This window comes from Acidithiobacillus thiooxidans ATCC 19377, from assembly GCF_009662475.1.
GTDB classification, from domain to species: domain Bacteria; phylum Pseudomonadota; class Gammaproteobacteria; order Acidithiobacillales; family Acidithiobacillaceae; genus Acidithiobacillus; species Acidithiobacillus thiooxidans.
In genome coordinates, this window is sequence record NZ_CP045571.1 from 3,337,985 (window position 1) to 3,357,978 (window position 19,994).

The 19,994-nt window shown below is 56.9% G+C and carries 24 protein-coding genes; 6 read left to right on the plus strand and 18 right to left on the minus strand.

The genetic code is table 11. The features are described from left to right. The first annotated feature begins 45 nt into the window (after positions 1-45). Positions 46-1,362, plus strand: a complete 1,317-nt coding sequence (locus tag GCD22_RS17475; RefSeq protein ID WP_065974767.1) for an MFS transporter — start codon at positions 46-48, stop codon at positions 1,360-1,362. A gap of 2 nt (positions 1,363-1,364) precedes the next feature. On the opposite strand, the gene GCD22_RS17480 is transcribed toward GCD22_RS17475, so the two are convergent. Genes GCD22_RS17480 through hemC form a run of 4 tightly spaced genes read right to left on the minus strand, consistent with a single transcriptional unit; the run spans position 1,365 to position 4,756 of the window. Next, entirely contained in the window at positions 1,365-2,072 is a 708-nt protein-coding gene (locus tag GCD22_RS17480) for an energy transducer TonB family protein (RefSeq protein WP_065974768.1), read from the minus strand. Further along, the gene (hemB, locus tag GCD22_RS17485) at positions 2,060-3,052 is read right to left on the minus strand and encodes a porphobilinogen synthase (RefSeq protein WP_065974769.1); all 993 of its coding nucleotides are present in this window, start codon (positions 3,050-3,052) and stop codon (positions 2,060-2,062) included. The genes GCD22_RS17480 and hemB overlap by 13 nt, the downstream gene beginning before the upstream one ends. Then, positions 3,045-3,842: a uroporphyrinogen-III synthase gene (locus GCD22_RS17490; protein WP_226852405.1), complete on the minus strand. Its 798-nt coding sequence runs from the start codon at positions 3,840-3,842 to the stop codon at positions 3,045-3,047. The genes hemB and GCD22_RS17490 overlap by 8 nt, the downstream gene beginning before the upstream one ends. After that, entirely contained in the window at positions 3,839-4,756 is a 918-nt protein-coding gene (gene hemC, locus GCD22_RS17495) for a hydroxymethylbilane synthase (protein WP_065975448.1), read from the minus strand. The genes GCD22_RS17490 and hemC overlap by 4 nt, the downstream gene beginning before the upstream one ends. A 167-nt stretch (positions 4,757-4,923) precedes the next feature. Here hemC and pal point away from each other — a divergent pair, with 167 nt between their 5' ends. The 4 genes from pal to queC are packed head-to-tail and all read left to right on the plus strand — an operon-like array spanning position 4,924 to position 7,694. Beyond that, positions 4,924-5,502: a peptidoglycan-associated lipoprotein Pal gene (pal, locus tag GCD22_RS17500; protein WP_024893153.1), complete on the plus strand. Its 579-nt coding sequence runs from the start codon at positions 4,924-4,926 to the stop codon at positions 5,500-5,502. Between the two features lie 21 nt (positions 5,503-5,523). Next, positions 5,524-6,348, plus strand: a complete 825-nt coding sequence (gene ybgF, locus GCD22_RS17505) for a tol-pal system protein YbgF (RefSeq protein WP_065975408.1) — start codon at positions 5,524-5,526, stop codon at positions 6,346-6,348. A 2-nt stretch (positions 6,349-6,350) separates the two neighbouring features. Continuing rightward, positions 6,351-6,995, plus strand: a complete 645-nt coding sequence (queE, locus tag GCD22_RS17510; protein WP_065975410.1) for a 7-carboxy-7-deazaguanine synthase QueE — start codon at positions 6,351-6,353, stop codon at positions 6,993-6,995. Between the two features lie 12 nt (positions 6,996-7,007). Then, a complete protein-coding gene (gene queC / locus GCD22_RS17515; RefSeq protein ID WP_065975415.1) occupies positions 7,008-7,694 on the plus strand; it encodes a 7-cyano-7-deazaguanine synthase QueC in 687 nt (228 codons plus the stop codon). A 306-nt stretch (positions 7,695-8,000) separates the two neighbouring features. Here queC and tolB read toward each other — a convergent pair whose 3' ends face one another. The 14 genes from tolB to GCD22_RS17585 all read right to left on the minus strand — a co-directional run bounded on the left by tolB (position 8,001) and on the right by GCD22_RS17585 (position 19,208). Beyond that, a complete protein-coding gene (gene tolB, locus GCD22_RS17520; protein ID WP_065975416.1) occupies positions 8,001-9,269 on the minus strand; it encodes a Tol-Pal system beta propeller repeat protein TolB in 1,269 nt (422 codons plus the stop codon). After that, positions 9,262-10,311, minus strand: a complete 1,050-nt coding sequence (gene tolA / locus GCD22_RS17525) for a cell envelope integrity protein TolA (RefSeq protein WP_065975417.1) — start codon at positions 10,309-10,311, stop codon at positions 9,262-9,264. The genes tolB and tolA overlap by 8 nt, the downstream gene beginning before the upstream one ends. After that, positions 10,308-10,718, minus strand: coding sequence for a protein TolR (gene tolR / locus GCD22_RS17530; RefSeq protein WP_024893147.1), 411 nt, complete (start codon positions 10,716-10,718; stop codon positions 10,308-10,310). The genes tolA and tolR overlap by 4 nt, the downstream gene beginning before the upstream one ends. Next, entirely contained in the window at positions 10,715-11,416 is a 702-nt protein-coding gene (tolQ, locus tag GCD22_RS17535) for a protein TolQ (RefSeq protein ID WP_065975419.1), read from the minus strand. Before tolQ ends, tolR begins: the two co-directional genes overlap by 4 nt. 6 nt (positions 11,417-11,422) lie before the next feature. Beyond that, complete coding sequence (gene ybgC, locus GCD22_RS17540; RefSeq protein ID WP_010641042.1) at positions 11,423-11,845, minus strand: tol-pal system-associated acyl-CoA thioesterase; 423 nt, start codon at positions 11,843-11,845, stop codon at positions 11,423-11,425. Next, entirely contained in the window at positions 11,835-12,860 is a 1,026-nt protein-coding gene (gene ruvB / locus GCD22_RS17545; RefSeq protein WP_024893146.1) for a Holliday junction branch migration DNA helicase RuvB, read from the minus strand. The genes ybgC and ruvB overlap by 11 nt, the downstream gene beginning before the upstream one ends. Before the next feature lie 39 nt (positions 12,861-12,899). Beyond that, the gene (ruvA, locus tag GCD22_RS17550; protein ID WP_010641038.1) at positions 12,900-13,481 is read right to left on the minus strand and encodes a Holliday junction branch migration protein RuvA; all 582 of its coding nucleotides are present in this window, start codon (positions 13,479-13,481) and stop codon (positions 12,900-12,902) included. A 21-nt stretch (positions 13,482-13,502) separates the two neighbouring features. After that, positions 13,503-14,003: a crossover junction endodeoxyribonuclease RuvC gene (ruvC, locus tag GCD22_RS17555; RefSeq protein ID WP_010641035.1), complete on the minus strand. Its 501-nt coding sequence runs from the start codon at positions 14,001-14,003 to the stop codon at positions 13,503-13,505. A 26-nt stretch (positions 14,004-14,029) separates the two neighbouring features. Beyond that, positions 14,030-14,782 carry a YebC/PmpR family DNA-binding transcriptional regulator gene (locus tag GCD22_RS17560; protein ID WP_024893145.1) on the minus strand — a complete coding sequence of 251 codons (753 nt, stop codon included), beginning with the start codon at positions 14,780-14,782 and terminating at the stop codon, positions 14,030-14,032. 76 nt (positions 14,783-14,858) lie between these two features. After that, positions 14,859-15,473, minus strand: coding sequence for a lysophospholipid acyltransferase family protein (locus GCD22_RS17565; RefSeq protein ID WP_010641033.1), 615 nt, complete (start codon positions 15,471-15,473; stop codon positions 14,859-14,861). Between the two features lie 8 nt (positions 15,474-15,481). After that, the gene (nadA, locus tag GCD22_RS17570; protein ID WP_065975421.1) at positions 15,482-16,579 is read right to left on the minus strand and encodes a quinolinate synthase NadA; all 1,098 of its coding nucleotides are present in this window, start codon (positions 16,577-16,579) and stop codon (positions 15,482-15,484) included. 45 nt (positions 16,580-16,624) lie between these two features. After that, positions 16,625-17,074 (minus strand): dihydroneopterin triphosphate diphosphatase, encoded by a 450-nt coding sequence (nudB, locus tag GCD22_RS17575; RefSeq protein WP_010641030.1) that lies wholly within the window; start codon positions 17,072-17,074, stop codon positions 16,625-16,627. Further along, entirely contained in the window at positions 17,058-18,848 is a 1,791-nt protein-coding gene (gene aspS, locus GCD22_RS17580; protein ID WP_010641029.1) for an aspartate--tRNA ligase, read from the minus strand. The genes nudB and aspS overlap by 17 nt, the downstream gene beginning before the upstream one ends. A 99-nt stretch (positions 18,849-18,947) precedes the next feature. After that, positions 18,948-19,208 carry an FmdB family zinc ribbon protein gene (locus GCD22_RS17585; RefSeq protein WP_024893140.1) on the minus strand — a complete coding sequence of 87 codons (261 nt, stop codon included), beginning with the start codon at positions 19,206-19,208 and terminating at the stop codon, positions 18,948-18,950. Between the two features lie 108 nt (positions 19,209-19,316). Between GCD22_RS17585 and GCD22_RS17590 the strand changes: the two genes are divergently transcribed. Continuing rightward, entirely contained in the window at positions 19,317-19,973 is a 657-nt protein-coding gene (locus GCD22_RS17590; protein ID WP_024893139.1) for a MarC family protein, read from the plus strand. Positions 19,974-19,994: the final 21 nt, after the last annotated feature.

Consider the following 19,994-nt stretch of genomic DNA (forward strand, 5'->3'; position numbering starts at 1 on the left):
ACCCGCACAACGGGCCTAGTCTCTACCAAGCAGAGCCTTTAGCCGATGGCTGACAGCCGGGGGCATGCGTTGGGTGCAGCCATGTTGGGGATGCTGTTGGACGGCTATGACCTCAGCATCATGGCGGTGGTTCTGCTGCCGCTGAGCAGCGCCTGGCATCTGCAGGCTACGGAAACCGGCATTCTTATGGCCATGGCCCTGCTCGGCTCCCTGATCGGCGGATTATTCGGTGGATTTTTCACGGATCGTTTTGGTCGCCGCCGACTGCTTTTCCCCAACATTTTTCTGTATGTACTGGGAGCCTTGATCAGTGCTTTCAGTCCGGATACCGCAGCGCTTTTCGCGGGCCGATTTATTACCGGTCTCGCCATTGGCCTCGACTACCCACTGGTGGCCACCATCGTTGCCGAATACAGCCAGTCGGCGCAGCGCGGAAATCGCTTTGCCCGGGTCAATCTGGCCTGGTATGTAGGCGCATTGCTCTCCACCCTGGTCGGCTGGGCACTGCTATCCACCGGACCCGACTCCTGGCGCTGGATGCTGGGCAGCGCCATCGTCCCCGCCCTGGCCTTGCTCTGGCTGCGTCGTGGCCTGCCGGAATCACCGCGCTGGCTGGTGCGCAAAGGGCAGCATCAGCAGGCGGAGGAAGCCCTGGCGCAGCTACAGCCAGCTTATTCGCCAGCGCAGCGGCAGGCGGAACTCGAAAGTTTTCAGATTCAGCGTCAATCGTGGCGTATTCTGCTCCGTAAAGCCTGGTTACGACGCCTTTTTCTCAGCGTTTTCCCCTGGTTTTGTCTGGACGTGGTCGGCCTCGGGATTGGTCTCTATTTCCCCATGGTACTGCGTGATAATGGTCTGGCCAGCAGTAATGCCGCTGCTGCAGCCATCAATGCGGCTTTTCTGATTATTTCGGCCCTCGGGATCGTTTTCATTGTCTCCCGTCTGGATCGCTGGGGGCGCATTCCCCTGCAAAGTGCGGGTTTTGCTCTGATGTCCCTGGGACTGGCCGTATTCGCGCTCTGCTCCTGGAACCATTGGATTATGGGCGTATATCTGGCCGCTGCCGTATATTCTTTCGGGGTGGGCATTGGTCCCGGCGTCACCGTATTTGCTCTGGCAGTGGAAATCTTCCCCACTGAATTGCGGGCCAGCGCCGCTGGTCTGGCAACGGCCCTGTCGCGGCTGGGGGCCTTCTTTTCCGCCGTACTGTTTCCGATTTTTGAAAAAAGCTGGGGGATTCCTCTGGTGCTGGTATTTATGTCAGTTGTTGCCCTGCTCGGCTTGCTGGCCACCCTGATTTATGGCGTGGAATCGCGTATGAAAAGCCTGGAAGAACTGGAAAACCTGGCCGCTAAAAACTGAAGCTACTCAAAACTCCAGGTGCGGACGATACGCAAAGGCGTCGGCGGGGATTGCCACAGAGCCGGTAAGGCTGCAAAAGGTGACGCAGCACGAATAAGGGTTTCCACCGCTTCCACCAGGGCAACATTGCGTGAGCCCTGCAACATGGAAATTTCCAATAAATGTCCATTTGGAGCAATGGTTACTGCCACGACCACCCGTCCTTGCGGCAGCGGCCCATGCCCCGGCGCAAACAGCTTTTTCTGGGCGAGCGCCATGATGCGTCCTTCCCAGTTTTTCAGATAGAAGTTATAGGCAGCCTGGCGCTCTGCTGAAGAAACAGCTGGCATCGCTTTATGCGTCACGGCGTCCACATCCGCCTGGGGACGCGACACGCGCGGATCTATCGGGGCACTGATCCGGGGCTGATGAAAAGTGGGAGTCAGGGAAATTTCCACTAACGAGGTAACCGGATTTTTTTTGGCCAGGGGTGCGGCCAGGCCCAATAACAGATACATCCAGACCAGCAAATTGACAAACAACGAAAACAAGAGCCAGGGAAACAACTGGTCCATGTCACTGGCGCGCAACCGGAAAATCCGGCCAATGGCGATAATACCTACCGCACCATACCAACGCAGCCGAAATAACACATCTTCAAGTAGGCTCTCAGATTTTTTCTGGCGCACATTCCGGCCAGGACGCGCTGAGGACGCTTTTACTCCAGCCATTCCGCCGCATCCAGGGCGTAATAAGTAATAATGGCGTCTGCCCCGGCGCGTTTCATGCCCAATAAAGATTCCAGCACGCTGCGCTGTAAATCCAGCCATCCCGCCCGCGCGGCTGCCTGCAACATGCTGTATTCTCCTGACACCTGATAAGTCAGCACCGGCAAATCACAGCGCTCGCGCAAATCCCGTACCAGATCCAGATACGGCATGGCAGGCTTGACCATGACCATGTCGCAACCTTCAGCAATATCCAGATCCAGTTCGCGGAAAGCTTCGCGGCGATTGCCTGGATCCATCTGATAGGCGCGACGATCGCCAAACTGGGGGGCACTATCGGCTGCATCCCGGAACGGCCCGTAATAGGCGCTGGCATACTTGACCGCGTAGGACAAAATGCTGACCTCGGAGTGACCGGCAGCATCCAGCGCCTCACGGATGGCCGTCACCATGCCATCCACCATGCCCGATGGCGCCACCACATGCACACCCGCCTCGGCATAGGAAAGTGCCTGACGCTGCAGGTTTTCCAGGGTCGTATTATCGTCCCGATCCCCTTCGGCATTGAGAATACCGCAATGGCCATGATCGGTGTATTCACAAAAACAGGCGTCTGCTATGACCAGCAGATCGGGGTAGGCAGCACGGATTGCGCGGGTGGCCTTTTGCACCAACCCCTCACTATCCCAGGAGGCAGAGCCACAGGCATCCTTGCAGCCTTCAGCAATAACACCAAACAACAAAACCGCCGAAATACCCCGGGAGACCGCTTCTCTGCAAAGCTTCAGGGCTGAATCAATACTATGGCGGAATACCCCGGGCATGGAAACAATATCGCTGCGGATCCCTTCACCTTCCACCAGGAAAATGGGCAGGATGAAATCCGCTGGTGTCAGCTGATTTTCCCGCAGCATGGCGCGCATGGCCGGATGGCGGCGCAAACGTCGGGGCGAATGTCGTAAGGAAAGACTATTTCTAGACATCGGCAACTTGCTCCCGGCTTTTTGCCCAGACTTCCAGAGCCGCCATAATCCCTTCGGTACTGGCTTGTTCAGCTACCCAGGGGTCCGGTAAACCCACCGCAGTAATGGCTTCTGCGGTAAGCGGGCTGATGGCAATCAGGGGGGTATTTTTCAACCAGCGCTGGCCGAGCCCGCCAATCATTTGATAAAAGTTATTGAAAATTTCAGGACTGGTCAGGGTAACAGCATCCAGTTCACCACGGGCCCAGGCGTGCAGGAGAGGGGTTGGATTGGCACCCGGCAGGGTGCGGCGATAACACAGGACCTTGTCCACTTGCGCGCCGCGTTCGCGCAACACCTTTTCCAGCAATTCACGACCCTGATCGCCGACAAAGAGGGCGACGTGGCGGTCTTGCATTTCCGCCAGTTCAGCACTGTTGAGCAACCCCTCAGAGCTGAATTTTTTGGGCACCAGATCCACTTGCAGGCCAAATTCCCGAAGGGCCTTGGCAGTTTCTCTCCCCACCGCCGCAACGCGCGGCCCCTGGGGCCAGATTAAATTCCGGCTTTGCAGACGACTCAGGGCAAAAGCTACCGCATTGCGGCTGGTAAAAATCACCCAGTCGAATGTATCAAGCTGGTGCAGGGCATCATCCAGAGACTGCCAGTTTTCCGGTGCTTCAATTTGTACTGCCGGAAACAGAATCGGCCGCGCAGCAACCGCTTTCAGCGCTTCCACCAGATCTCCTGCCTGCTCGCGGGGACGGGTAACCACCACCCCTTTGTTCTGTAGTAATCCACTACTCATCATGTCTGAATTTCCTTGATAATTGCGGCAGCACCCTGGGCCAGTAACTGGTCAGCCACCTCCCGGCCCAGCGCCACCGGATCCGTACCATTGGCTTCTGCCCGCAGCAGGCGGGAACCATCTGGACTAGCTACTAACCCACGCAGGAGCAGCTTTTGTTCCTGCCATTGTGCCAGCGCGGCAACCGGCAAGCGACAATCTCCACCCAGAATCCGGTTCATGCTGCGCTCCGCCAACACACACTGCCAGGTAGGCTGATCCATCAAGGGCTGTAATAACTCCCTCGTTGCTATATCGTCTGTGCGGATTTCAATGCCTACCGCGCCCTGCCCCACTGCAGGCAAGGACTGCTCAACGGGAATAGCGTAGGTAATCCGTTCATGAAGCTGCAGACGCTTCAGCCCCGCCACAGCCAGGATAATCGCCGAATATTGACCTTCGTCCAGCTTGCGCAGCCGGGTAGCTACATTACCCCGTAAATCATCCACCTGTACTTGCGGATATTTTTGCAATAATTGTGCGCGGCGCCGCAAGCTGGAACTCCCCACTCTGGCGTCCGGCGCAAGTTCCTCCGGATGGTGGACCGTGTTACTGACGAAGGCATCACGGACATCCTCCCGCGCCATGATGGCCGCAATTTCCAGGCCCTCCGGCTGCAGGGCCGGCACATCCTTCATGGAATGCACGGCAATATCCACCTGGCGCGCCAGTAACGCTTCTTCTATTTCCTTGACGAACAGCCCTTTGCCGCCCAGAGAATGCAAGGGCGCGTCCAACAGCACGTCCCCACTGGTACTCATGCGGATGATTTCCACCTGAACATCCGGATAGGCGGCATGCAGGGCATCCCGGACATGCTCAGCCTGCCAGACAGCGAGAGGACTGGCGCGGGTACCAATTCGAATAAGCGGCATCATGGCGGGATAATCATCCTGGAATAACACAAAAAAGCAGGAGCTAGACCCCTTGGCAGGGCAACTTTTCCCGTCAAGGATAATGATGTTTGAGCAAAGCAGCAAATAACATTGAAATACTCTTTAACTACAAGATACAATCGCTGCAAATTTAACAGGAGCTCGAAAACATGCGTCACCATCAAATCTGGATAGCCGTTGCAATGACTGGTGCCCTGGCACTGACGGGCTGCGCCCATAATGTAGGTAGTGGTAAACCCAGCACTGTGGGTGCTGTGGCCCCTGTCAATTCCGCTGCCACCGCAGGTTACAATGGCGAAGGCGTCAATGGCCAGGATCTGAATGCCAATGGCCCCATCGGCGGCGGCAACAGCGGCCTGACGGCGGCTGAACTGGCTGCCCTGCCGCAGCAATTGCGTGTGCATTTCGGCTTCAACAGTGAAAACATGGATGCCCATGCCCAGCAGATTGCCACCCAGAATGCCCAGTTCATGGTCAATCATCCCCATGTCAAGGTCCGCCTGGAAGGCAATACCGATGACCGGGGTACTCAGGAATACAATCTGGCCCTCGGCGAACGCCGCGCGGAAACCGTGAAGCAGTTCCTGGAAGCTCAGGGAGTCAATGCCGCGCGCATCAGCACCGTGAGCTTCGGCAAGGATAACCCCCTCTGCACTACCAATGATGCCGAGTGCTGGGCAAAAAACCGCCGCGTTGATTTTGTGTATAGTGGTGGCTACAACGGCTAAACAGCCAAGGAGTATATGTTGATGAAACGCTGGCAATTACTGCCTGTTCTACCGTTATTATGTCTGAGTCCTTTTGCCCAGGCAGAATCCACGAGTGACCGGGTCCTCCAGCTTCAACAGCAAATGGCAGTCATGCAGGGCGAGTTGAGCAGTCTTGTTGCGGTTCAGCAAGCGGACAAGGGCTCACAAAGCGCTCTGGCCAGCCTGCTTCAACGTACTCAACGACTGGAGCAGGAAGTTCGCAATCTGCGTGGGGAAGTAGATACCAAAACCCATGACCTGCAGACAGAACAGCAAGCTACGGCCAGCAAGGTGCAGGCTCTGGCCGCACAACTTGCCGTAGCCACTCCAGCAACCGGCATAACCGCCAGCACCAGCAGCGTGCTAACCAGCACTTCTCCAGTCAGCACGCCTGCTGCAGCGGTGGCCAGCGCGGCCAGCAATGCATCCGCACCATCCATTCAAGGACTGGGACAAGCGGATTACCAGCATGCCTTCAATTTTCTGCGTCAGGGTAAATATGGTGATGCCGTCACCGGCCTGCAGGGTTTCATCCAGAAATATCCACAAAGCAGTCTGGTGCCGGATGCCTATTACTGGTTAGGGCAAGCCCAGTACGTACTGGGACAAAATGATGCGGCACTGAAAAGCCTTTATGTGGTGCCTACCCGTTTCAGCCAGAGCAGCAAGGCTCCCGAAGCCATGTTACGCATGGCCGAGATTTATCAGGCCATCGGCAAAAAGAAGCAGGCAACCGTGGTCCTTAATAAGGTCCTCAAACAATATCCCAGCACCCCGTCAGCACAAAAAGCGGAAGCACAGTTACAGGCCTTGCCGTCTCAGTAAGGATGGACGAACGGCTTCGCATCACCGAAATTTTTCATAGCCTGCAAGGGGAGACCCGCAGCGTAGGCCGTCCTGCAACTTTTGTGAGGCTGACCGGCTGTCCTCTGCGTTGTCACTACTGTGATACGGCTTATGCGTTTCATGGTGGTGAATGGCAGACTCTGGATGTCATCATGGATGCGGTGCGGGAAGGTGGTAATCGTCTGGTCGTCGTAACTGGCGGCGAACCACTCGCCCAGCAGGACGTGCTGCCGCTCATGACCCGGCTATGCGACTCCGGCTACGAAGTTTTTCTGGAAACCAGCGGCGCCCTATCCGTCGAAGCGGTAGACCCCCGTGTTATCAAGGTGCTTGACCTCAAAACGCCGGATTCTGGCGAGTCAGACCGTAACCTTTGGGAAAACCTGACCCGGCTAAATGCCCAGGATCAAATCAAATTCGTCATTTGCAGCCGCCGGGATTATGACTGGGCCAAGGAAGTTCTGGCGCGGGAAGACCTGAGCCAGATCTGCGAGGTCTTGTTTTCCCCCTCCCAGGGGGAAATGCCGCTCCGTGACCTGGCCGACTGGATACTCACCGACCAACTTCCGGTGCGCCTCCAGATTCAACTGCACAAACTCATTTGGGGCGATGTCCCGGGACGCTGAATGGTGCCAGACATGATTGAAACAAAACCTGCCATTGTGCTGCTTTCCGGCGGCCTCGACTCCGCCACGGTCATGGCCCTGATGCGTCGCGATGGTTATGCCATTCATGCCATGTCCTTTGATTATGGCCAACGCCACAAGCAGGAACTGCATTACGCCGGACTGGTGGCACAGGCTATGGGAGTGGCCAGTCATCGCACCGTGCATATTGATCTGGCCGCGTTTGGCGGTTCGGCCCTGACGGATGCCCAGCTTGCGGTACCCGAAAGTGGTATCGCTCCCGGCATTCCCATTACCTATGTCCCGGCGCGGAACACCATATTTTTATCTTTTGCCCTGGCCCTGGCTGAAGTAACGGGGGCACAGGATATTTTCATCGGAGTCAACAGCCAGGATTACAGCGGTTATCCTGACTGCCGTCCAGAATTCATCAGCGCCTTTGAGAAACTGGCCCAGGTAGCTACCCGCCTCGGCGACGAATCCAGAGGACCGCGTATTCACGCGCCTCTCCAGTATCTCGACAAAAGCGAAATCATCCAGTTGGGAACCCGGTTAGGCGTCGATTACGGTTTGACCCGCTCCTGTTACCAGCTCGATGACCAGGGCCGATCCTGCGGCCGCTGCGACAGTTGCCGCCTGCGCCACGCCGGATTCCTGAGCGCCGGAATTGCTGATCCTACGCCTTATCAAGAAGCCTAAAAACGGCAGTTGTCGTGGGTGCTTTGCAGCGACTTTTGTTTTGAGCCGTTGTTGTTCTTGGCGAAATCCTGCGTCCGTCAGGAGAGCTGTCTGAGCCCGCAGGGCGAGTTCTCTCCTGACAGCAGGATGAGCCCTAGAACAACAGGCGAGGAACAACGGAGCAAAAAGCACCCACGGCAACTGCCGTTTTTAGGATAAGGCGGAGTGTGCTGTGGCTGGCGTAGTCTCGAAATAAATACGCCCATTACGTCCATTGGACGGCTCCTTAGCCGAGCCACGGCCTTGATGCAGAAGTGCCGGTTTCGTCTACCGTGACCAGGCGGGCTGGCTGTCCTGACCGACGTCACTGTGCAATATGGCCATGGTTTTACCATCCAGACTGACTTCTGCCAGAACCTTGCGGCCACCCCGATGGGTGCCATACAAAATCATCTGACCATTACCCGCGAAACTCGGATGATCGCAGTTGCCCTGGGCATCCAGCACCCGCAGGCCGCTGCCGTTGGGATCCATCACGGCCAAGGCATAAACACCATCCGTGCGATGAATAAAGGCGATGGCATTTCCCGTGGGTGAGTACTCAGGTCCGGCATTATAGCCGCCGCTGTAAGTCAGGCGATGGATGTTGCCGTCATTGGCATTCATGGCATAAATCTGCGGCCCACCCGCGCGATCCGAGACAAACACAATCTGGCTGCCATTAGGCGACCAGGTAGGCGAAGTATTGATGGCATCATCATTGGTCAATTGCCGCCGCTGCCCGGTCTGCAGATTGGCCACATACAGCTCGGTATGTCCGCCCGAGGAGCGTGCGTAGGCAATTTCCTGGCCATTGGGTGAAAAAGCCGGAGCACTGACAATTTCACCACCCGGCGCGATAGATTGGCGTTTTCCCGTCGCCAGATCCTGCACGTAAATGATGGCGCGGGCATTGGCATAGGTGACATAAGCCAGACGGTGATTGTTGGGTGACCAGACCGGCGAAAATACCGGCATGATGCCCCGAACAATGGGATGCGGATTCCAGCCATCTGATTCAGCCACCAGCAATTCATAGGTATTACCGGTCTGCCGCACATAGGCAATACGGCTGGCAAAGGGACCGGGTTTTCCGGTGAAAGCCTGATAAATGACATCTGCGACGTGATGCGCGGTCATATGCAATTCAGCGGCCGAACAGGTGAAACGCCGCGCCGTCAACTCCTGCCCCGTGCTGACATTGTAGACATAGACACTGACCGCATACCCGCCATTCAGGGGCTGCACCGAACCCACTGCAAGACCGGTAGCTCCCACGGCAGTCCATTCGGAAGCCTTGACGGCTCCCGGGGCGCGGGGATCACTGGGATAACCCGCTGGCTCAATCACCCGAAACAAACCACTGTGGCGCAAATCATTGCGCACCACATCGGCTACTGAAGGCTGTCCCGGCACGCCCGGACCAAAAGAAGGTATGGCAATGGGCAGAGCCGAAGCCACACTTTTAGTGATTTCTACGGTGAGTGCGGCCTGGGCGGGCAACACAAATACTGAAGCCAGCAGAAACAGGGCCAAAGCCCAGAAGCGTTTAGCCATGATTGAGATCCTCCGCGTTCATTTTGAGGTTAATAGGTGTGTTGAAGGCTGAATAGGGCAAACCGATAGGCGGAACAAAAGGTGCGGCGGCTTCCACGGCAGCAATCACCAAATGATCGAAGTGGGCATCACCACTGGATCGAATAACAACGGGCGTTCCTATCAGTTGTCCCTGGGGTCCAAGGCGTATCTGTATTTCACAAGCAAGGGCCGAAGAAGACACCGGAACCCAACGCTCCGACACCTGGGTTTTTATGGTGTTTATCAGCATACCGATCATCCGCTGATTTTCCGAGGCCTGCTGGGCGCGGGCAGCGGCCATGTTGGCTTCAGCCTGCAACTTGGCCTTTGCTTCGGCCATGCGCTGCTGCAAGGCTTTGGCGCGTGCGGCAGCCGCCACTTGGGCCGCCTGGGCTGCCAGTTGTTTTTTGAGTTCTGCAGCGCGGGCCGCCGCTGCTTTTTCCTCGGCGGCCTTAGCGGCAGCCTGTTGCGCGGCCTTCTCCTGAGCAGCCTTCTCTTGAGCAGCTTTTTCCTGGGCTGCCTTTCTGGCCGCTGCTTTTTCCTGAGCGGCTTTTTCGGCGGCAGCCTTGGCCTCTTGAGCGGCTTTTTGTCGTGCGGCCAGCTCTTCGGCATGCTTTTCCTGCGCCGCGCGTGCTGCCGCAATTTGTGCCGCCTTCTGTCTGGCCGCTTTTTCAGCTTTTGATGCCTGTTCAGCGGCAATTTGCGCCGCAGTAGGTGGTGGTGGCGTCACCGGTTTGGGCTCCGGCTTGGGAACGGGAACAGGCTTGGGAGTTGGCTTAGGAACAGGAACGGGTTTAGGCACCGGTTTGGGTGCAGGCTGAGGGGCAGGAACCGGTTGCGGAACCGGAACCGGGGCAGGCATGGCGGCCATAGGCATACTGCTGCTCAGTTGTGCCTGCATGGGTTTGTTGCCACTACTCGGTGGCACCTGCACATGAAAAGTCCAGAACAGGGCAAACAGTATGGCCGCATTGAGAATAATGGCCAGCAGCAAAGGCCAAAAAGGCTGACGCTCTTTCAATGACCCTCCGGGCGGGTCAGCAGGCCGACATGGGAAATACCGGCTTCCTGCAGCCGTGCCATCACGGCCATGACCTTGCCATAATCCACATGGGCATCACCACCTACCAATACCTGCACCTGACCATGACTGGAAGCGGCAATATGGCGTACATCTGTAGCCAGATCATCCAATGCTACCGAACTGTGACTGTCTTTGAACTGTACGGAAATGGTCCCTTGCCGAGTCACGGAAATCAGCACCGGCGGGGTTTTGTCCGAGACCGGTTTAGTAACACCCTTAGGCAGATTCACATTCACGCCCTGGGTCAGGAGCGGCGCCGAGAGCATAAAAATCACCAACAGCACCAAGGTCACGTCGATATAGGGAACAACGTTCATTTCCGCCATCAAACGCCTTCTTTTCATGGCTTGGTCTCGGGTACCTGACGATGCAGGATGTTGGTGAACTCATCCATGAACACCTCATACTGGGCATCCAGCTTGTCCAGTTTGTGAATGTAGCGGTTGTAGGCAGCCGTTGCCGGAATGGCCGCAAAAAGGCCAGCCGCCGTGGCAATAAGGGCTTCGGCAACCGGGGGGGCGACGGTCGCCAGGGTGGCCTGCCCTGCGACACCAATATGCATGAAAGCGGTCATGATGCCCCAGACGGTGCCCAGCAAGCCGACGAAGGGGCTGACCGAAGACACCGAGGCCAGAAAAGCCAGACGATTTTCCAGACGGCCAACCTCGCGCATTTGGGCCACACGCATGGCGCGGCGGGCGGCATCGAGGGCATCACTGGGACGAACTTTGCCGCGCTGCCGCTGAAATTCTTCATAACCCGCACAGAAAATACTGCCGGCTCCGGTTTCCAGATTGGTGTTGCCGGAAACGTGCTGATAAATCTGGCTCATTTCACCGCCGCTCCAGAAGCGTTTCTCGAAACGGGTCAGGGCCTTGAAAGCACCAGCAAATACCGCCCATTTTTCAAAAATGATGGTCCAGGAAGCAATGGAGGCGATGACCAAAAGTACCAGTATGATCTGGACAACAGGGCTGGCATTCAGAACCAGATGGGCTACGGAAAGAGAAGCTGCGGGATGGGTGACAGTTTGAGGATCCATAAAATCTCACGGGTGAACACTGAGGGGAAAGGCCTGCAGAAGTTCTGCAGGAATGACGTGGGGACGAAAAGTCTCGGCTTCCAGGCAGACCACTTCCACCTCGCCACTGCACAAGTGCTTTTCCTTCACCGCAATATCTTGTTGAAAATGCATACGAACCGGGGTCTTGTGAATGATGGCCGATTTTATCTGAAGCAGGTCATTAAAACGAGCCGGGGCGCGGAAATCCAGATGCGCCCGACGCACCACAAAAAGAATACCGGGATCGCGTTCCAGCACATCCAGTTCATAACCTTTTTCGCGCAGCATTTCCGTACGGGCGCGCTCCATGAAGCGTAAGTAGTTGGCATGATACACCACCCCGCCATGATCCGTATCTTCATAATAAACGCGGACCTGAAAGACACTGTCAGCGGCCTCAGAGTGCATCGAAAAGTCCCCCGCCAGCCTTAGGTATCGGTAAACCCAACGCCAGATAACTCATTTCCGTGGCGCAGCGTCCACGCGGCGTACGGATCAGGTAACCACGCTGAATCAGGAAGGGCTCCAGCACATCTTCGATGGTTCCGCGCTCTTCACCAATGGCTGCGGCGAGACTTTCCACCCCCACTGGACCGCCGGCAAAACGCTCGATGACGGCTTGCAGTAGCTTACGATCCTGACCGTCAAAACCATGCTGGTCGACTTCCATCAAGGTCAGCGCGGCCTCTGCGGTGCCTTGATCAATTTCCCCGTTGCCGCGCACCTGGGCAAAATCCCGCACCCGCCGCAGCAGGCGATTGGCAATGCGCGGAGTTCCCCGGGCACGCCGGGCGATTTCCTGGGCACCTCGTAAATCCTGGGTAGTCCCCAGAATATTGGCCGAACGGGTCACAATCTGGGTCAATTCTGCGTCACTGTAAAATTCCAGATGAAAACTGATGCCGAACCGATCACGCAACGGGGAGGTGAGCAAACCCGCCCGGGTGGTAGCCCCGATCAGGGTGAAGGGCGGCAGGCTGATTTTAATGGAACGGGCGGCAGGGCCCTCACCAATCAAAATATCCAGCTCGTAATCTTCCAGCGCCGGATAGAGAATTTCTTCGACCACGGGGCTGAGGCGATGAATTTCATCGACAAATAACACATCATGAGGTTGCAGATTGGTCAGAATGGCGGCCAGATCTCCCGGCTTATCCAGAACCGGTCCCGAGGTGACTTTCAGACCCGCACCCATTTCCTGGGCAATAATGTGCGCGAGGGTGGTTTTTCCAAGGCCGGGGGGGCCGAAGAGCAGGACATGGTCCAGGGCTTCAGCACGGCCTTTGGCCGCATCAATATAAAGACTGAGGGATTCGCGGAGTCGCGCCTGGCCAATATAATCCGCCAGCAAACGCGGGCGCAGGGCACGATCCACTGCGTCGCTGTGGATTTCCTGGGGATTGAGAGGGCCTCTGTCCATCATGGGGTTGTGACCATCGCGATGCTGGCGGGTTCCATAAAATCAATGGCGTGAAAGTTGTTGCAAAGCCTGACGGATCAGGTCTTCAAGACTCAATCCATCGCCCAGGTTGCCAATCGTCTGACTGGCCTGTGCAGGCTTATACCCTAATGTCAGGAGTGCTGCAATAGCTTCCTGGCGCGGATCACCCGACACGGCTTTACTGGTAGGCAACGTGCTGATTCCACCCATTTTATCGCGTAGCTCGACCACCAGTCTTTCTGCGGTTTTCGGACCGATACCGGGAATGGCCGTCAGCTGTGCCACATTGCCTTCCGCCACCGCTTGACCGAGCTTTTCTGCCGGCAGACCCGAGAGGCAGGCCAGTGCCACTTTGCCACCAATACCATTGACACGAATCAACAGACGAAAAGTATCGCGCTCAGCCACGCTCATAAATCCATAGAGCAGATGGGCATCTTCGCGAATGGTCAGATGGGTATGCACCAACAGGGTTTCGCCCGCGTCTGCCATCTGGTAGAAGCTGGACAGGGGCATTTCCAGCTCATAACCCACCCCCTGGACCTCCAGCCAGAGCCAGGGTGGACGCTTCTGCAGAATGATCCCGCGCAACGAGGTAATCATGGGCGTCCTTTTTCCAAAAAATCAGACATGGCCGGCCGCCTGCCAGCGCTGTTGAGTCCGGGCATGATGGGCATGACAAATGGCACAGGCCAGGGCATCAGCCGCATCGGCCTGAGGGTTTTTATCCAGATGAAGCAGCCAGCGCACCATGCTCTGAACTTGCGCCTTGTCTGCATGTCCAGCTCCCACCGACGCTTTTTTGATTTGCAGGGCGGTGTATTCTTCTACCGGCAGCCCCGCTTCCAGCAGTGCCACCAGCGCCGCACCCCGGGCCTGACCCAGTTTCAGGGCAGAATCCGCATTGCGGGCCATGAAAACCTGCTCAATGGCTGCTGTATCGGGTCGATGCTCGGCCAACACCTGCGCCAGATCCCGGTAGATGGCGCCGATACGCTCCAGAAAGGGCCGGCCAGCCACATTCAGGCAGCCATGAGCCACATGCCGCAACTCGCCACGCGCATCCGACTCGATGATGCCATAGCCGGTGCGCAGAGAGCCCGGATCAATACCGATGATGCGCAAGGCCGTTTCCTGATGGACTGAAAAATTCAGGATGCTGCTTCCAGGCGGGCCATTTCCTCATCGCTGATTTCATAGTTGGCGTACACATTTTGCACGTCATCGTTTTCTTCCAGGAAGTCGATGAGACGCAGCAGTTTTTCTGCCTCCTCTCCACTTACCTCAATCGTGTTTTCCGGAATCATGGTCAATTCGCTTTCTTCCGGCTGCAAACCGGCGGCTTCCAGTGCCTGGACCACACTGTGCAAGTCCGTGGCCGCCGTATAGACAGCAATCCGCTCACCTTCATTGACCACGTCTTCGGCCCCTGCTTCCAGCGCCGCCTCGAGAATTTTGTCTTCATCAGCATCGCCGGGAAAAACAATTAAGCCCAGCTTTTTGAACTGATAGGCAACAGAACCGGCGGTTCCCATATTACCGCCGCGTTTGGAAAATATATGGCGGATTTCTGCGACGGTACGAACCTTGTTGTCGGTCATGGTTTCAATCAGGATAGCCACACCCGCAGGGCCGTAGCCCTCATAAGTCACTTCCTCGTAATCCACGCCTTCCAGCTCACCCGTACCGCGTTTGACGGCGCGTTCAATGGTGTCTTTGGTCATGTTGGCACCATATGCCTTGTCCAGAGCCAGGCGCAGTCGTGAATTACTGCCCGGATCTCCGCCCCCGGCGCGCGCTGCAACGGTAATTTCGCGAATCAGACGGGTAAATATTTTGCCGCGTTTGGCGTCTTTCAGTGCTTTCTTGAATTTGATGGTGGACCATTTACTATGCCCGGACATAACCCACTCCTTGCTTCTATAACTGACTTATTCTGGTTGAAATATCGGCCATGATAACGCAAAGGCAAGGATGCCGTCATGCAAGTGTGGCAATAGCACTCATGGTCGCCCCCATGACTTCGGCGGCGTCAGCATCACGATGAAAATGCAGGGGCACCCCATAGCGTAACAGGGGATGCTGGCGCCGCAGCCAGGTCTGCAAGTCAGAAGCGGCCTGCCGGGCGCCGCCGACATGAGCCGGGACCACCGGCGCGGCACTTTCGCGCACCAGCCAGGCGACACCTTTCCGGGTCTCCGAGCGATTGATGCCGCCCTCGGGAAAAATGCCGAGTACCCGACCTTCTTCAAGAACATGGCGGGCCTGCAACAGCGCCCGCACATCACGACGATCCCGACGTACCGGAATGCTGTAGGTTTGCTCCAGCAACTGGCGCATCAATGGATTGTCGTAGTATTCCCGGGCCACCAGAAAGGACACCACGCGTTGATTGCTGGCGACCAGCAGCAGGGGATCCAGCACCGACACATGATTACACACCAGAATCGCCGCGCCCTCAGCCGGTACGGTACTGTGCTCCCAATGCGCGCCCTGATAAAAGCGCAGATAGGCAGTCAGCAGACGATGCAGATTGCGCTGGGTCAGCGACCATTCGCCAATCACATCAGCCGGCTGCACAGCGACAGAGGACATGGCGGCCGTCAGGACACCATAAGCATGCGTTCCAGGGCCAGACGCGCCTGGGCCGCCGTTTCCGGCTCGACCTGAATCCGGTTGCGTACTTGCCCTTCCAGAAGATTTTCCAAGGTCACCGCCAGTTGCTCGGGATCGATGCGGAACATGGTGGAACACATGCACACCATGGGTGACATGAATTCCACGGTTTTTCCTTCCGCCCGTACTTCGTCAGCCAGACGGGTCACCAGATTGATTTCGGTGCCTACCAGCCATTCACTGCCTGCGGGAGAGGCTTTGACCGTACGCAAAATAAAGTCCGTAGATCCGACTGCATCGGACATCTGACAGACTTCAAAGGCCGACTCGGGATGGGCGATGACCTGCCCCTGAGGGTGTTCCCGGCGCCAGCGCTCAATATGCGCGGGCTGGAACATCTGGTGCACGGAGCAATGCCCCTTCCAGAGCAGAATCCGGGCACGGCGAATCTCCTCGGGCGTCAGTCCGCCCAGGGGCAGCGCCGGGTCCCAAACCGGCATATCCCGCAAGGGGATATTCAGCTGGTGCCCGGTCCAGCGGCCCAGATGCTGATCCGGAAAAAATAACGCCTTGGGCCGCTGCTGAAAGGACCATTCGAGCACCTTGCGGGCATTGGAAGAAGTGCAGACCGTACCACCATGCGCCCCGCAAAAGGCCTTGATGGCAGCCGATGAGTTCACATAGGTGACCGGGGTGATTTCCGTCTCCACATCCAGCACCATCGCGAGTTCGTCCCAGGCGCGTTGGACCTGCGGGATATCAGCCATGTCGGCCATGGAACAACCGGCGTTCAGATCGGGCAGAATGCTGGCCTGATCGGGACGACTGAGAATATCCGCCACTTCGGCCATGAAGTGTACACCGCAAAAAACAATGAATTCCGCTTCCTGCTCGGCTGCCGCCCGGGATAACTGCAAGGAATCCCCATGGAAATCGGCATGACGATAGACTTCTTCGCGCTGGTAATGATGCCCGAGAATAACCGCACGTTTTCCCAAAGCGGCTTTTGCCCGGCGAATGCGGGTATCCAGGTCGGCTGCTTCACTGCGCCGCAACCCCTGCACCATCACTGTCTCTACACCCATAACCACCCTCTCAGGCGCTGTTGCGCGTGCACAATGTTCCTTACGTTACGAAGCCGCCTGCTGTGCGTCAAGGCGCGCCCCAAAATGGCGATAAATCGCATCCCGGTTGGTCCACGATCCGGTACGGCGGGCCGCTTCGACCGCCGGCAACCAGGCAAAGTTCACATGCTCCTGATGACGCAGTTGTGGAACCTGAGGCTCGGGCAAAGCCAGGGTGAATATGCGCTCCTCGTTGAACGCCACCTCCGGCGCGTAACGCTCCCGCCAGGGTGGCACAATGGGAAAGCGATTCCGTACCCCGGTATCCACCAGTCCTTCCGCCGCAAATCCCGTCTCTTCACGGAGCTCCCTCACGGCCGCGTCCCGCCAGGATTCTCCCGGTTCCAGACTCCCGGTTACCGACTGCCAGAATCCTTCCGGTTGGGCACGCTCCAGCAACAGAACCTGCTGACCGGCGTAGATCATGACCAGAATCGACTCAGGAATTTTGAACATCGGCTCCTACTCCGGGACGCAGGCGGATACCCAGCTCCTGTAATTGCTTGTCGGCCACCACGCCGGGGGCCTCGGTCAACAGACAACCGGCTTTCTGGGTTTTGGGAAAAGCAATGACATCGCGAATGGTATCCGCGCCAGACATGAGCATGACCAGACGATCCAACCCGAAAGCCAGGCCACCATGGGGTGGCGCACCATAATGGAGAGCGTCCAGCAGGAAGCCGAATTTATCCCGCGCTTCTTCGGCGCCAATACCCAGGGCCGCAAACACTTTTTCCTGAACTTTTTCCTGATGAATACGAATACTGCCGCCGCCAATTTCATTGCCGTTCAGCACCAGATCATAGGCGCGGGCCAATGCTGCCCCCGGATTTTCCGCCAGACTCTCCAGATGTGCGCTTTGCGGTGCCGTAAATGGATGATGGGTGGAAGTCCAGCTATTATCCTTCTCGTCGTAATCAAACATGGGAAAATCCGTTACCCATACGGGTCGCCATTCACCTTCCAGCAAATTCAGGTCGGCCGCGACGCGGTTGCGCAGATTTCCCAGCGCCTCGTTGACCACCTTGGCACTGTCGGCGCCGAAAAAGAGAATGTCGCCGACAGCCGCGCCACTACGCTGGAGAATTTCCTGCAGCACCTCGGGAGCAAGAAATTTGACGATGGGCGACTGGAGCCCTTCGGCACCCTGATCCAGCGCGTTGATTTTGATCCAGGCCAGACCCTTGGCCCCATAAATGGCCGCAAACTGGGTGTATTGATCAATTTGTGCACGACTGAGCTGGGCACCACCGGGAACCCGCAGACAGGCGACACGACCCCGTGGGCGCTCAGCGGCCTCCCGAAATACCTTGAACTCCACGCTGCGCATCAGGTCGCTCAGCTCGGTCAGCTCCAGGGGATTGCGCAAATCGGGGCGATCCACGCCAAAACGGTGCATGGCATCCGCGTAGGTCATGCGTGGGAAAGGATTGGGCAGATCAATACCGAGCACTTCCGCAAACAGGCCCCGAATCATCGGTTCGGCAATACCCATGACGGCTTCTTCATCCACAAAAGAGGCTTCTATATCAATCTGGGTGAATTCCGGCTGCCGGTCGGCGCGTAAGTCTTCATCCCGAAAACATTTGGTAATCTGATAATAACGATCAATACCCGCGACCATCAGCAGTTGTTTGAACAGCTGGGGACTTTGCGGCAAAGCGAAAAAATGACCCGGCTGGGTTCGGGACGGGACCAGATAATCGCGGGCACCCTCCGGTGTCGAGCGGGTCAGAACCGGCGTCTCAACATCCATGAAACCGCCACTGTCCAGATAACGGCGCACATAGCTGGTGACCTGATGGCGCAAACGCAGGCGTCCCAGCATTTCCGGGCGGCGCAAATCCAGATAACGGTATTTGAGACGCAGGTTTTCAGCAATGTCCTCTTCGTCCAAGGGAAACGGAACCGGCTCGGAGCGGTTCAGAATCTCGATGTGCGTCGCCATGAGTTCGACCTTGCCACTGGGCATCTGCAGATTTTCCGTACCTGCAGGGCGGGCCCGCAACACCCCTTCGACACTCAAAACAAACTCGCTCCGGCATTCATTAGCCGCCGCGAAGGCTTCCGCCTGATCAGGATCAGCAACCACCTGAACCAGCCCTTCCCGGTCCCTGAGATCAATGAAAACCACACCGCCGTGATCACGACGGCGTTGAGCCCATCCGCAGAGACGCACGGTCTGTCCGATCAGGTTCTCGTTTATGCCATTACAATAATGTGTCCGCATGCTGCGTCCCGTATAGTTGTGTCAAATTACATCATCAAATAACAAAAGGCCGCCCGACCGGCGGCCCGCGCACAATCTAGCCCCGCTGCAGGCGCGACGTCAATGACAGGCGCAACTGCCGCCCGGGCAAGCGGGCGCGGCACTGCTGGCGGCTTCACTTTTTGTCGCCCCCCCCTTACTGCCCTTGAAATCTGTCTCGTACCAGCCGGACCCCTTCAGCGCAAAAGCGCCAGCACTGAGCTGCCGCTCCAGGCCCGGTTTGCCGCAGACCGGACAATCGGTCAGGCGGGCATCACTCATGCGCTGCTCCGCGCTCAAATGATGTCCACAGTCCTTGCATACATACTCATAAGTTGGCATCGTATTCACTCCGTATTAGGTTGTAACTGAATATGCCTATTAAATACGTCTTCAGGCACCATTTTTCAAGCGTTCTGTGTACTGCACAGTCTGTCACGGTAATTTTACATGTCTATCACGCCTGAACTGCATAACGCCCTGCAAACCCTGATTGCCCTGCTCGCCATTCTGAATCCCATCGGGGCCATTCCTATTTTCATTGCCTTGACAGCTGACGAAGATCCGGTCCAGCAACTGGCTACCATCAAACTGGCCTCCAGAACCGTTGCTATCGTGTTGCTCATCGCCGCTTTTCTGGGTGAGTACATTCTTCAGTTTTTTGGCATCAGTATCGCCGCCTTTCAGGTAGCGGGGGGCATGGTTCTGATGTTGCTGGCCTTCAACATGTTACAGGCAAAATCCAGCCGTTACCGCCACACTCCGGAAGAAACGGCCGAGGGCATGAGCAAGGAAGCAGTAGCCGTGGTACCACTGGCCATTCCCCTCATGGCGGGTCCGGGTACCATGATTACGGTGATTATTGCCCATCATAAAAATGCTTCCTGGTTTGCCAGCGGGCTATTGATTCTGGACATCCTGATCATTGCCGGAGTCGCCTACGCGGCGCTGCGCCTGGCCCGGCCATTGTCACGGCGTCTGGGCGTAACCGGCATCAACATATCCACCCGAATTTTCGGGCTGGTCCTGGCTGCCATTGCCGTCACCTTCATTGCCAATGGTCTGGCAGCACTTTTCCCCGGCCTGGTGCATGTCAGCACCAGCTGATCAGCGCATCATCCTGGATAA